The sequence below is a fragment of the Pseudomonas sp. M1 genome (assembly GCF_022760135.1).
Lineage (GTDB): Bacteria > Pseudomonadota > Gammaproteobacteria > Pseudomonadales > Pseudomonadaceae > Pseudomonas > Pseudomonas citronellolis.
The window spans coordinates 3,952,527-3,965,042 of sequence record NZ_CP094343.1 but is presented as its reverse complement, the minus strand read 5'-3'; the positions used below and the strand labels follow the sequence as shown (position 1 = coordinate 3,965,042).

General features: G+C 69.0%; 10 protein-coding genes and 1 pseudogene. 7 read left to right on the top strand and 4 right to left on the bottom strand.

The window, feature by feature from the left end; all coding sequences use genetic code 11:
• The 4 genes from PM1_RS17525 (at position 1) to ydiJ (ending at position 5,254) form a co-directional block, all read left to right on the top strand.
• On the top strand, positions 1-1,317 hold the full coding sequence (locus tag PM1_RS17525; RefSeq protein WP_009619755.1) for an NAD(P)/FAD-dependent oxidoreductase: 1,317 nt from the start codon (positions 1-3) through the stop codon (positions 1,315-1,317).
• Positions 1,318-1,383: 66 nt separating this feature from the next.
• Positions 1,384-1,734 carry a cupin domain-containing protein gene (locus PM1_RS17520; RefSeq protein ID WP_009619756.1) on the top strand — a complete coding sequence of 117 codons (351 nt, stop codon included), beginning with the start codon at positions 1,384-1,386 and terminating at the stop codon, positions 1,732-1,734.
• 14 nt (positions 1,735-1,748) lie between these two features.
• Complete coding sequence (locus PM1_RS17515; protein ID WP_009619757.1) at positions 1,749-2,093, top strand: RidA family protein; 345 nt, start codon at positions 1,749-1,751, stop codon at positions 2,091-2,093.
• Positions 2,093-5,254 (top strand): D-2-hydroxyglutarate dehydrogenase YdiJ, encoded by a 3,162-nt coding sequence (gene ydiJ, locus PM1_RS17510; RefSeq protein WP_009619758.1) that lies wholly within the window; start codon positions 2,093-2,095, stop codon positions 5,252-5,254. Before PM1_RS17515 ends, ydiJ begins: the two co-directional genes overlap by 1 nt.
• Here the strand turns inward: ydiJ and yddG are convergent.
• Both yddG and PM1_RS17500 read right to left on the bottom strand, forming a co-directional pair.
• Complete coding sequence (yddG, locus tag PM1_RS17505) at positions 5,163-6,062, bottom strand: aromatic amino acid DMT transporter YddG (protein WP_009619759.1); 900 nt, start codon at positions 6,060-6,062, stop codon at positions 5,163-5,165. The two genes, ydiJ and yddG, sit on opposite strands and share 92 nt — an antisense overlap.
• A 157-nt stretch (positions 6,063-6,219) precedes the next feature.
• Positions 6,220-7,272, bottom strand: coding sequence for a GlxA family transcriptional regulator (locus tag PM1_RS17500; RefSeq protein WP_009619760.1), 1,053 nt, complete (start codon positions 7,270-7,272; stop codon positions 6,220-6,222).
• A gap of 895 nt (positions 7,273-8,167) precedes the next feature.
• Here PM1_RS17500 and PM1_RS17495 point away from each other — a divergent pair.
• From PM1_RS17495 to PM1_RS17485, 3 genes are all read left to right on the top strand, one after another.
• The gene (locus PM1_RS17495; RefSeq protein ID WP_009619761.1) at positions 8,168-9,559 is read left to right on the top strand and encodes an NAD(P)/FAD-dependent oxidoreductase; all 1,392 of its coding nucleotides are present in this window, start codon (positions 8,168-8,170) and stop codon (positions 9,557-9,559) included.
• Positions 9,560-9,571: 12 nt separating this feature from the next.
• On the top strand, positions 9,572-10,543 hold the full coding sequence (locus PM1_RS17490) for a D-2-hydroxyacid dehydrogenase (RefSeq protein WP_009619762.1): 972 nt from the start codon (positions 9,572-9,574) through the stop codon (positions 10,541-10,543).
• A gap of 132 nt (positions 10,544-10,675) precedes the next feature.
• Positions 10,676-11,068: a hypothetical protein gene (locus tag PM1_RS17485; protein WP_009619763.1), complete on the top strand. Its 393-nt coding sequence runs from the start codon at positions 10,676-10,678 to the stop codon at positions 11,066-11,068.
• 210 nt (positions 11,069-11,278) lie between these two features.
• On the opposite strand, the pseudogene PM1_RS17480 reads toward PM1_RS17485, so the two are convergent.
• Together PM1_RS17480 and PM1_RS17475 are read right to left on the bottom strand one after the other, a co-directional pair.
• Positions 11,279-11,428: pseudogene (locus PM1_RS17480) on the bottom strand (general stress protein); the annotation flags it as partial.
• A 148-nt stretch (positions 11,429-11,576) separates the two neighbouring features.
• Entirely contained in the window at positions 11,577-12,233 is a 657-nt protein-coding gene (locus PM1_RS17475; RefSeq protein WP_009619765.1) for a phosphoribosyltransferase, read from the bottom strand.
• Between the last annotated feature and the right edge of the window lie 283 nt (positions 12,234-12,516).

Sequence of the window (12,516 nt, the reverse complement as noted above, 5' to 3'; positions counted from 1 at the left end):
GTGAAAATACAAGAAACCCCTGCTGACGATAATGGCTGCGGCTGGTTCCACCTCAGCCCCCCGCGCACCCCGCGAGCCGCCCGCGGCGGCCAGGTGCGGGCGCGCTGGGCGGTGGTCGGGGCGGGCCTGACCGGGCTTGCCGCCGCGCGCCAACTGGCGTTGAACTTCCCGGCCGACGAGGTCGTGCTGCTGGAGGCCCAGGAGGTGGGCTTCGGCTCGTCCGGGCGCAACTCCGGTTTCGCCATCGACCTGCCCCATGACATAGGCGCGCCCGACTACATCGGCGATCCGGCCATTGCGCGGATGAGCCTGAAGCTGAACCTGTTCGCCCAGGGCGTGATCACCTCGCTGGTGGCGCGGCACGGCATCGACTGCCAGCTCAAGCCGGTGGGCAAGTACCAGGCGGCGGTGGAGGACAAGGGCCTGCGGGTGCTGGAAGCCTACAAGAGCGGCCTGGAGAAGCTCGGCCAGGCCTACCAGATCATCGAGGCCGACGCGCTGCCCGCGCACCTGGGCACTTCCTTCTACCGCCGCGCGCTGTACACCCCCGGTACCCTGCTGTTGCAGCCGGCGAGCCTGGTGAAGGGCCTGGCCGACAGCCTGCCGGCCAACGTCTCGCTGTTCGAGCGCTGCGCCGTCACCGAGGTGGACTACCGCGGGCCGATCACCCTGCGCCATGCCGCGGGCAGCGTGGTCGCCGACAAGCTGGTGCTCGCCAACAACGCCTTCGCCACCCAGTTCGGCTTCCTCAAGGGGCGGCTGCTGCCGGTGTTCACCTACGCCAGCATGACCCGCCCGCTGAGCGAGGAAGAGCAGGCGCGGCTGGGCGGCAAGCCGGTCTGGGGGATCATCCCCGCCGACCCCTTCGGCAGCACCCTGCGGCGCACCCCGGACCAGCGCCTGCTGGTGCGCAACAGCTTCAGCTTCAACCCCAGCGGCAAGATCGACGCGCGCCTGCTGGCACGGGCCGCGGCGGCCCAGCGGCGCTCCTTCGAGCATCGCTTCCCGATGCTGCCGGGCGTGGCGTTCGACTACACCTGGGGCGGCGCCATGGGCATGACGCGCAACCACGCCGGCCACTTCGGCGAGCTGGCGCCCAACGTCTACGGCGCGCTGGGCTGCAACGGCCTGGGCATCACCCGCGGCACCGGCACCGGCACGTTGCTGGCCGACTGGCTGGCCGGCCAGCGCAACGAACTGATCGACTTCCTGCTCGCCAGCGCGGGGCCCAGCCGCAACCCGCCGCAGCCGTTCCTGTCCCTCGGCGTCAACGCCAGCCTGTGCTGGGGCCAGCACCGCGCCGGCCTGGAAAGCTGACGGCGCGCAACCCTTACGAATCCGCCCGGGCAGGCCCCGGGCACCCCTTGAAGAGGAACCGAACCCATGGCCGTCAAACCGACCCTGATCAAGAACGCCGCGCAATCGCCCATGGGCGAACCGACCCCGGCCAAGCTGCCGGTCGGCGACCTCGTCGCCCAGGCCCGCCTGGGGCAGGACGTCACCCTGGAGGCGTCCTCCGCCTCGGTGGGCGTCTGGGAAAGCAGCCCGGGGGTATTCCGCCGGCACATCATGAACCGCGAGTTCAGCCACGTCGTTTCCGGCTGGTGCATCTTCACCCCCGACGGCGGCGAGCCGCTGGAGCTGCGCGCCGGCGACGCGGTGTTCTTCCCGGCCAACTGCGAAGGCGTGTGGGACATCCGCGAACCCTTCCGCAAGACCTACGTGATCTTCTGAGGCGCCGGCGCAGCATGATTACCCGTATTGACGCATCGCCCCGGGCCAGCAAACTGGTCATCGCCGGCGACAGGATCGAAACCTCGGGCCTGGTGGCCAACGACTGCGCGGCGGGCATCGCCGGGCAGACCCGCGACGTGCTGGCCCAGCTCGACGCCCTGCTGGCCAAGGCCGGCGTCGGCCGCGAAGGGCTGCTGCGGGTGCAGATCTGGCTTGCCGACATGCAGGACTTCGCGGCCATGAACGAGGTCTACGACGCCTGGGTCGGCGGCGTGCTGCAGCCGGCCCGCGCCTGCGTCGGCGCGCAGCTGGCCAGCCCCGACTACCGCATCGAGATCCAGGCCTGGGCGCAGCGCTGATGATCGCCCGTCTCCCCGCCGAACCCCGGCTCGCCCAGGTCTATCGCGCGTTCCTGGAGCGCTTGCGCGCCGCCGGCTTCCGCGGCGAGATCACCCCGGACCAGGCGACGCGCACGGTGCTCGCCACCGACAACTCCATCTACCAGCGCCTGCCGCAGGCGGCGGTGTTCCCGCTGGATACGGCGGACGTCGTCTGCCTGGCCGAGCTGGCCGGCCGTGCCGAGTTCCGCGAGGTGCTGCTGGCCCCGCGCGGCGGCGGCACCGGCACCAACGGCCAGTCGCTGACCGAGGGCATAGTCGTCGACCTGTCCCGGCACCTGACGCGGATTCTCGAGATCGACCCCGAGCGGCGCTGGGTGCGGGTGCAGGGCGGGGTGGTCAAGGACCAGCTCAACGCCGCGCTGCGCCCCCACGGGCTGTTCTTCGCCCCTGAGCTGTCGACCTCCAACCGCGCCACCCTCGGCGGCATGATCAACACCGACGCCAGCGGGCAGGGCAGTTGCACCTACGGCAAGACCCGCGACCACGTGCTGGAACTGCACAGCGTGCTGCTGGGCGGCGAAGTGCTGCACAGCGCGGCCATGGACGAACCGGCGCTGCAGGCGCAGATCGCCCGCGGCGACCGGCGCGCCGAGGTGCTGCGCTGCGCGCGCGACATCGCCGACAGCAAGGCCGAGCTGATCGCCGCCGGCTTTCCCAGGCTCAACCGCTGCCTGACCGGCTACGACCTGGCGCACCTGCGCGAGGCCGACGGGCGCTTCAACCTCAACAGCGTGCTGTGCGGTTCCGAAGGCACCCTGGGCTTCATCGTCGAAGCCAAGCTCAACGTGCTGCCGATCCCCCGTCATTCGGTGCTGGTCAACGTGCGCTACGCCAGCTTCATGAGCGCGCTGCGCGACGCCAAGGCGCTGATGGCGCTGCGGCCGCTGTCCATCGAGACGGTGGATTCCAAGGTGCTGCTGCTGGCCATGCGCGACATCGTCTGGCACGGCGTGGCCGAGTATTTCCCCGAGGATGCGGATACGCCGACCCTCGGCATCAACCTGATCGAATTCAGCGGCGACGACTGGCCCGAGCTGGAGCAGCGCGTCCACGCCTTCGTCGAGCACCTGCGCAGCGACACTTCCGTGCAGCGCCTGGGGCACACCCTGGCGATCGGCGACGAGGCGGTGAAACGCGTCTACGCCATGCGCAAGCGCGCCGTCGGCCTGCTCGGCAACGTCGAGGGCCAGGCCCGGCCGCAGCCCTTCGTCGAGGACACGGCGGTGCCGCCGGAGCACCTGGCGGACTTCATCGCCGAGTTCCGCGCCCTGCTCGACGGCCACGGCCTGCAGTACGGCATGTTCGGCCACGTGGACGCCGGCGTGCTGCACGTGCGCCCGCTGCTGGACATGAAGGACGCGCGCCAGGCCGCGCTGATCCGCCCCATCTCCGATGGCGTGGCGGCCCTGACGCGCAAGTACGGCGGGTTGCTCTGGGGCGAGCACGGCAAGGGCCTGCGCTCGGAGTACGCGCCGGCCTACTTCGGCGAGCTGTACCCCGAGTTGCAGGCGCTGAAGGCGACCTTCGACCCGTGGAACCAGCTCAACCCCGGGAAGATCGCCACACCGGCGAGCCTGCCGGAGGCACGGCTGACCGGCGTGGACGAGGTGACCCTGCGCGGCGAACTGGACCGCCGCATCGACGAGCGCGTCTGGCAGAGCTACGACACGGCCGTGCAGTGCAACGGCAACGGCGCCTGCTACAACTTCGACCCGGACGACGCCATGTGCCCGTCGTGGAAGGCCACCCGCGACCGCACGCAATCGCCCAAGGGGCGCGCCTCGCTGATCCGCGAGTGGCTGCGCCTGCAGGGTGAGCAGGGCGTCGACGTGCTGGCGCAGAGCGCGGCGATCCGACGGGGCGGGCGGCCGCTGGCGCCGCTGTGGCGCTTGCGCAATGCCCTGGCCCGGCGCCTGGGCGAAAGCGACTTCTCCCACCAGGTGTACGACGCCATGGCCGGCTGCCTGGCGTGCAAGTCCTGCGCGGGGCAGTGCCCGGTGAAGGTCAACGTGCCGGAGTTCCGCTCGCGCTTCCTGGAGCTGTACCACGGCCGCTATGGGCGCCCGCTGAAGGACTACCTGATCGGCTCGCTGGAATTCAGCATTCCCTTCTTCGCCCGCTTCCCGCGGCTGTACAACGGTTTGATGGGCTTCGCCCCGGTGCGCCTGTTCCTCGCCCGGGTGGCCGGCATGGTCGACAGCCCGCTGCTCAGCCGCCTGGACTTCGACGCGGCCTGCGCGCGCTGGGACGTGCAACTGGCGACGCCCCGGCGCCTGGCCGGCCTGTCGGCGGCCGAACGCGGGCGCAGCGTGGTGTTCGTGCAGGACGCCTTCACCCGCTACTTCGAGACGGCGGTGGCCATCGACTGGATCGAGCTGGCCTCGCGCCTGGGCTACCGCGTGTACCTGGCGCCCTTCGCCGCCAACGGCAAGCCGCTGCACGTGCAGGGCTTCCTCGGCGCCTTCGAGAAGGCCGCGCGGCGCAATGGCGGGGCGCTGGCGGCGCTGGCCGCGTGCGGCGTGCCCCTGGTCGGCCTCGACCCGGCCATGACCCTGGTGTACCGCCAGGAGTACGCCAAGCTGCTGGGCGAGGACACGCCCCGCGTGCAACTCATCCAGGAATGGCTGTGCGACGTGCTGCCGGCGACGCAAGCGCCGACGGGGGCGGAGCGGCCCGGCTACCGGCTGCTGGCCCACTGCACCGAGAAGACCAACGCCCCGGCCAGCGTCGGCCAGTGGCAGCGGGTGTTCGAGCGGCTGGGGCTGGAGCTCACGGTGCTGGCCACGGGTTGCTGCGGCATGTCCGGCACCTATGGGCACGAGACGCGCAACCTGCAGACCTCCAGGGCCATCTACGCGCAGTCCTGGGGACGGTTGATCGCGGAGCATGGCGTGGAGGCGAACCTGCTGGCCGACGGCTACTCGTGCCGCAGCCAGGTCAAGCGCATGGAAGGCAAGGCCCTGCCGCACCCGCTGCAGGCCCTGCTGGCGCACGTGCGCGGCCGGGCGGCCGGGCAGGGCGCGGGCATCAGCCGCTGCGCGACGCCCACCAGCACACCAGGGAACCCAGGGTCACCATCAGCGTGCCCTGCCAGAAGCTCAGGCCCAGGGCGGTGCTGAGGATCACCGAGCTGAAGGCCGAGGACAGCACCGGCGCGGTGTAGGAGGTGGCGGCCAGCATCATCAGGTTGCCGGTGCGCAGCGCCTGGTTCCAGGCCGCGTAGCCCAGGGCGATGACCAGCGCCGTGGCCACCAGCAGCCCGGCCCCGCCGAGGCCGGGCATGGCCAGGGACTCGTCGCTGAAGGCGTACTTGATCCAGAGCACCGCGCTGGCCATGGCGAAGAAGGGCACGGTGCCGTCCTTGGTCGGCGCCATGCGCTTGGAGATGCAGCAGTACAGGGCCCAGACGCAGGCGCAGCCGACCCCCAGCCCGTAGCTCAGGGGGTTCTGCACGGCGTTGCGGGCGATGCTCTGCACCGACAGGCCCTGGCCGCCGCTGAGGATCCAGCCCACGCCCAGCAGCGACAGCGCCATCCCCGGGATCAGCCAGAGACTGGCCCGCTGCAGCCGCAGCAGCGCGGCCAGCAGGACGGTCAGGCAGGGCCACAGGTGGTTGAGCATGGCCACCTCGATGGCCTGGGCGCGGTTCTGGGCGAAGGCCAGCGCCAGGAACAGGGCGATCTCGTAGGTGACGAACAGGCTCCCGACCACCACCAGGTAGCGCAGGCTGAAGTGCCGCAGCGAAGGCCAGCCCAGCAGCAGGGCGAGGAAGAGCGTGGCCACCGTGTACATCAGCGCGGCGCCGCCGAGGGGGCCGAAGGCCTCGCTCATCAGGCGCATGAGCGAGGCCATGGTGCTCCAGAGCAGGATGGCGCCTATGCCCAGGAGGTTGCCTTTGGTTTGTTGCGACGCTGCGGCGGTGGTCATGCTGTGCCTTGATCGGAAAGCGGGAGGCGGGGCGCGGCTCGGCGGGCGCCGAACCTGGCGTCAAAGGCCTTCCCTGGGGTTGTGTGGGGGGAGCGGATGAGATGCGGGGTTGCCGTGCGCCTGCCGCCGGGGCGGCAGGGCGCTGCGAGCGGGCCGTTCAGTGGCCGGAATTTATCAGTTTTTCCACGTCGTGGCGGCGCTTGCGGAACGAGCAGGGCGTTTCGCCGAACTGCTTGCGGAACCAGAGGATGAAGTGCGAGGCGTCGGAGAAACCGGTCAGGTAGGCGATCTGGGTGACGTGCAGCTCGGTGTTCATCAGCATCTTGCGCGCCTCGTCCAGGCGCAGCTTGCGCCAGTACTGGGCGGGCGACTCGTTGGTGCTGGACATGAAGGCGCGGTGCAGCTGGCGCTCGTTGGTGCCGATGCTTTCCGCCACTTCGCGCAGCGAGGTGGGCGAGTCCATGTGGTTGCGCATGTAGGCGATGGCGCGCTCCACCAGGGCGTTCTTGTAGACGTGCAGCTCGGTCACCGGGGCCTTGTCGTCGCTGGCCTGGCGCTGGATTTCCTCGTCGTCCACCAGCAGGTATTCCAGGCCCTTCTGCGCGCGGATCAGCCCGCAGTGGCGGCTGATCAGCTTGGCCGCCAGGTCGATGGCGGTGCCGCCGGGACAGGTGATGATGCCGTCGTCGTCGACGTAGCTCTTGTCCACCAGCACTTCCGCTTCGGGAAAGCGCTGCATGAACTCCTCGCGGATGGTGAAGTGCACGGCGCAGCGGCGGCCGTCGAGCAGGCCGGCCTTGCCCAGCACGAAGGAGCCTGAGCACAGGCCGATGATCGGCGTCTTGGCCGCGCGCAGTTCGCGCAGCAGCTGCAGCAGGGATTCGGGCGGGTTGCGCGTCTCGCTCAGCAGGCCGCCGGCCAGCACCACGTAGTCGTACTGGTCGATGACGCTCAGCGGCTTGGTCGGGGAGATCGGCATGCCGCAGCTGGCGGTCACCGGCTGGTCGTCGCAGGTCATCCAGTCCCACTTGCAGAAGATCTGCTGGCTGCGGAAGGACTTGTCGGCGGCGAAGCGCAGCGAGTCCACCAGGCCGGCGACGGGCACCAGGGTGAACTGGTTCATCAGGATGAAGCCCACCCGCAGGTCGGGCTTCACCACCGGGGCTTCGGCGTCGTCGCCACCGGGTTCGTACACACTGGACATCTTCATTATTGTTGTCCTCTACCTCATGCCCTGGCGGCAGGGGCCGGGCGCTCCAGGTCGCATCGCCAGGGGCCGCGCCGCACGCGCGATGCCCTGCGATGGCAGCAGCTTAATCCCGGCCGGCTGTCTTAAATATAACAACGCTCTCGGAATCTATAAGATTTCGGCGCCCCCCGGGGGATTTCGGACAGCTGGCCGTACCAGCGGGGTTGCCGGCGTGGCCGGTGAATCCAATCGCGGACAAGGTCCTACCGCATGAGCGAGCATGGCTTTTCGTAGGATGGTGTTGAGCGAAGCGATACCCATCACCACGGCCGCATGGGTTTCGCCAAGGCTCAACCCATCCGTTGAGGCGCATCTCGGTGCAGCCGGCAAGACAGTTGCTCCTATGCCCGTGCTTCCTGGAACCGTAAGCGGGCCCTGCCCGCGAATCGCGCGCAGGGCGCGCTCCTACATGGGAATGGCGCGGGGGGCAGCGTAGGAGGATCTCATCCGCGAACCGCGCCGATATGTCCGGCCATCGCGGACAAGGTCCGCTACGGGGGAATGCCGTGCCTCGGGGCAACCTGTAGGAGCGGGCCCTGCCCGCGATTTCGCGCGCAGGGCGCGCTCCTACATGGGAATGGTGCGGGTGGGGCTGCGTAGGGGACTCTGTCCGCGATTCGGCGGATAACGCCATAGGCGTTATGCGCCCTACGATGAAATACCCGAGCGCACCGGAACGCCCCTTCAGAGCATATGAAAATCCCGTTCCCCCAGCCAGAGAAACGGCATCCTTTCCCAAGCGAACGGCATTGACTCGGCAGCGGGCTTCTAGCATCTGTCCGTAACCTGATAGTGGCCGGCCGTCCCCTTCGGCAACATGTGTTCTAACCATCACATTCGCAGTGGGTGAATACACATGTACCGTGGCTTTTGGTATGCGCAGGCGCTGGATCGCGATTGTCACCTCGCCCCCTCGCTCAAGGGTAATGAGCAGGCCGACGTCTGCATCGTCGGCGGAGGTTTCCTTGGCCTGTGGTCGGCGATCCGCCTGAAGCAGGCGCATCCCGAGCGCCGGATCGTCATCGTCGAGCGCGACCGCTGCGGCTCCGGCGCCAGCGGCCGCAACGGCGGCATCGCCACCAACTGGTGGGCGAAGTACCTGTCGGTGATGAGCATCTGCGGCGAGAAGGAAGCGCGGCGCATCTGCGAGGCCGCCGAATCGGCCATCGACGAGATCGGCAGCTTCTGCCGCGAGCACGGCATCGACGCGCAGTACCGCAAGGACGGCTGGCTGTGGACCGCCAGCAACCAGCGCCAGGTGGACTCCTGGAAGGTGCTCACCGACAGCCTCGAACGCCATGGCGTCAACCCCTTCCGCAACCTCACCCGCGAGGAGGTGCGCCGGCGCACCGGTTCGGCGCGGATGATGGGCGGCATCTTCGACCCCAACGCCGCCACCGTGCAGCCGGCGATGCTGGCCCGCGGCCTGCGCCGGGTGGCCCTGGAGCTGGGCGTGGTGATCTACGAGAAGTCGCCGCTGACCACCCTGGAGCGCTCCGAGCAGCCGGTGGTGCATACCGCGCAGGGTAGCGTGCGGGCGAAGAAGGTGGTCGTCGCCATGAACGCCTGGGGCGCGCAGTTCCCCGAGCTGCGCCGGATGATCGCGGTCATGTCCAGCGACATGGTGGCCACCGCGCCGGTCAAGGAACGCCTGGATCAGATCGGCTTCAGCGGCGGCGAGTGCATCACCGACTCGCGCACCGTGCTCAACTACTACCGCAACACCCCCGACGGGCGCATCGTCTTCGGCAAGCCGCTGGGGCAGTTCGCCTTCGCCGGCAGGATCGGCGACCTCTACGAGCGCCCGACGCCGGCGGCGCAGAAGGTGGCTGCCGAGATGCGCAGCTTCTACCCGCAACTGAGCGACGTGCCCATCGTCAGCAGCTGGACCGGCCCGATCGACCGCGCCATGAAGGGTCTGCCGAACTTCGGCCAGCTGGGCGGCCACCCGAACATCGTGTTCGGCATCGGCTTCTCCGGCAATGGCGTCGGCACCACGGTGTTCGCCAGCCGGATCATCAAGTCGCTGGTGGAGGAGGCCAACGACGAGTGGGCCAACTGCGGCCTGGTCAACCAGAAGATGAAGCTGTTCCCGCCGGAGCCGTTCCGCTTCATCGGCGCCCACCTGGTGCGTGACGCGCTGGTGCGCAAGGAGTCCCTGGAGGACCGCAACCTGGACGCCAGCTTCCTGACCTCGCAGCTCGCCGCGCTGGCCCCCGCCGGCTACGTTCCCGCCCAGAAGAAATAGGAAAGCATTCCAATGAAGCATCGCATCGTCTTCCTCGACGACGAAGGCATCGGGCCCGACGTCCGCGTGCCGAAGCTGCCTTTCGAGCACACCTGGGTCAGCCACCGCTACACGCGCCCGGAGCAGGTGGTGGAGCACCTGCGCGGCGCCAGCGTGGCGCTGACCTGCAGCGTGCCGCTGCGCGAGGAACACCTGGCCCGGCTGCCCGACCTGCGGATGATCTCCCTGGCGCTGACCGGCACCGATATCGTCGACCTGGACTACTGCCGGGCGCACGGCATCAAGGTCAGCAACGTGCCGGGCTACGCCACCTACTCGGTGGCCGAGCATGCCGTGGCGATGATGTTCGAGCTGTTCCGCAAGGTCTCCAGCTACAGCCGCCTGATGCAGCGGGTGCGCAGCGGCGCCGCCGAGCCCAGGAACATCTACTTCGACTACCCGATCCGCGACCTGCGCGGCCGCGTGCTCGGCATCGTCGGCAACGGCCCCATCGGCAAGCGCGTGGCCGAACTGGGCAGGGGCATCGGCATGCACGTGGTCTTCCATGACCGCGGCGGCCGCTACGCCGGGCCCAGCTACGTACCGCTGGACACGCTGCTGCAGCTCAGCGACGTGCTGATGATCAACTGCCCGCTGACCGACGAGACCCGCGACCTGGTCGGCGCCGCCGAGCTGGCGCGGATGAAGCCCGACGCGGTGATCGTCAACACCGGCCGCGGCGGCGTGGTCAACGAGGCCGCGCTGATCGAGGCGATGCTCGCCGGGCGCCTCGGCGGCGCCGCGCTGGACGTGCTGGTGGACGAGCCGGTGCAGCCGGACAACCCGATCCTGCAGTTGATCGAGCAGGACAACTTCATCCTCACGCCGCACGTGGCCTGGAGCAGCAACGATGCGATGCAGCGGCTGATCGACCAGAGCGTCGGCAACATCGCCGAGTTCGTCGCCTCGAGCGACGGCGCGCAACGCCTCGGGGTGCTCAAGTGAACACCGGTCCGGCCTGCCGCGCGGCGGGCTGAGCTTTAACGATCTCCACTTGTGCTGCCCACCGGCAAAGGTGCGCAGCACTTTTTATGCAGATGCAACCTGGCGTCCAACGACAATCAACGAGGTATGCAGATGCCGTTCCGCCCGCTCGACATGCTCCGGAAGCTGCGCTACACGCGCGATGTGATGCAGTGCCGGGCCGAGCTGGTGCGCGAGATGCCCGGCCACCTGACCCGCCACCGCTTCCACTATCCCTTCCGGCAGGGCGACCGCTACCCGACCTGGCTGGTGGACATGGGCTTCCGGCTGGTGGAGGCCCTGGGCGGCTGGAAGGTGCCCCTGGCCTACCGCCGCCTGTCCCCTGCGCAGGCCGCCAGCGAGAGTGCCATGGGACGGGGCAGGGCGGAGGCGCTCTCGCGGATCGCCGCTACGAGGCTCGGCTGCTCCGAGGCCCGTCGTCAGGAAGAGCTGTGCCATTTCGAAAGTCGACAGTGCCGGGCTCGCGAACAGGGCCTTGCCCATTGAGCGAAACCTCTCAGGAGGAATGAGCCATGACCCGGGAGGGCCCGCGGCGTAGTGGATGTTTCGTGCAGGACGCGCCAGCGGAAGCGATGGACCGCCTGGAAAGTCCACGGCCAAGTTGCTGTTTGCCTTCAAAACGCTTTTTGCCGCAAAGCTCGGGCACGCGGTCCGACCGGGTCCCCGGTGGAGCCAAAGGCTCCACCGGGTGAGGGCTTAGCTGCGCCCGCCTCCATGGCTGTGCTGCCCGCCCTTGCGGCCGGCTTCGGAGGCTTTCTCACGGTCGTTGGCGAAGTTGCCGCCGCTTTGCTGACCGCCTTTCTTCCCTGCCTCGGAGGCTTTTTCGCGATCGTTGGCGAAGTTGCCGGGGTTGGTGTTTTTGGAAGTCATGAAAGTGCTCCTCGGATGCATCGCATCCATTGGGTGGGCCGCCAGTCGGCCCACACAGTTACTGGGAAGGCATCGCCGGACAATGGTTCGAAGAAGTTTCGCCAGTGGTTGAAGCACCGTCGGATCAGGCGCCGGAAGGCGTCCGCGAGGGGCGGAGCAGGTCGATGACCTCCTGGTCGTCGAGCTGGTGGAAGTCCCGGTAGTAGTGGCCGACACTGTGGAAATCCTCCGGCGTCAGCAGGCACACCAGCTCGTCCACCAGCGGCCGCAGTTTCTCCACGGTGGCCGGCGGCCCCACGGGCACGGCGAGGATGATCCGCCGCGGGTCGTCCTCGCGCAGGGCCTGCAGCGCCGCGCGCACGCTGTTGCCGGTGGCCAGTCCGTCGTCCACCAGGATCAGGTCGCGGCCGCGGCGTGACGCCAGCGGTTGCTGCCCACAGTAGCGGGCGCGGCGGCGCTCGATTTCCTGCAGCTGTTCGGCCAGGCGGCGTTCGAACCAGTCGGGCGCCAGGCGCAGCTGGCGCAGCAGGTCCTCGTCCTTCACCCACCTGGGCGGGTCGCCTTCCACCACCGCGCCCACGGCGTATTCCTCGTGGCCGGGCGCGCCTATCTTGCGCACCAGCAGCAGCTCCAGGGGGTATTGCAGGGCCAGGGAGATTTCATAGGCCACCGGCACGCCGCCGCGGGGCAGGGCCAGCAGCAGGGGTTCGTGCATGGGCCGTTCGCGCAGCGCCTCGGCCAGGGCCTTGCCGGCGTGCCGGCGGTCGTCGAATGCGTTCATCGTCGGACTCCGAAGGGGATGGTGTCCGCCGCGTCCGGCTCCGGCAACGGTTCGGCGGCGTGGCAAAGGCGTTCGCGCCCGGCTTCGCTGGCGAAGGAGGACATGCTGCGTACCTCGTCCCGTGGTTCATTCTGGTTTGAGAAGGCAGCGGGGCGGGCGTTCAGGTTTTCAGTGCGGCGGCGGGCAGAGTTGGAAGCGCAGGGCAGGGGGCCGCTGGCCCCGCTCGCGCCGAAAAGCCGACGTCAGGAAATGACGGTAACTGGCTGGCGAAGCGTCGTTATAA

Bases quoted from the DNA above. Each gene is read 5' to 3' on its own strand.
- PM1_RS17520 (WP_009619756.1), top strand. From the start codon at position 1,384: ATGGCCGTCAAACCGACCCTGATCAAGAACGCCGCGCAATCGCCCATG.
- PM1_RS17515 (WP_009619757.1), top strand. From the start codon at position 1,749: ATGATTACCCGTATTGACGCATCGCCCCGGGCCAGCAAACTGGTCATC.
- PM1_RS17475 (WP_009619765.1), bottom strand. From the start codon at position 12,233: ATGAACGCATTCGACGACCGCCGGCACGCCGGCAAGGCCCTGGCCGAG.
- PM1_RS17500 (WP_009619760.1), bottom strand. From the start codon at position 7,272: ATGAAGATGTCCAGTGTGTACGAACCCGGTGGCGACGACGCCGAAGCC.
- PM1_RS17490 (WP_009619762.1), top strand. From the start codon at position 9,572: ATGAAGCATCGCATCGTCTTCCTCGACGACGAAGGCATCGGGCCCGAC.
- ydiJ (WP_009619758.1), top strand. From the start codon at position 2,093: ATGATCGCCCGTCTCCCCGCCGAACCCCGGCTCGCCCAGGTCTATCGC.
- yddG (WP_009619759.1), bottom strand. From the start codon at position 6,062: ATGACCACCGCCGCAGCGTCGCAACAAACCAAAGGCAACCTCCTGGGC.
- PM1_RS17495 (WP_009619761.1), top strand. From the start codon at position 8,168: ATGTACCGTGGCTTTTGGTATGCGCAGGCGCTGGATCGCGATTGTCAC.
- PM1_RS17485 (WP_009619763.1), top strand. From the start codon at position 10,676: ATGCCGTTCCGCCCGCTCGACATGCTCCGGAAGCTGCGCTACACGCGC.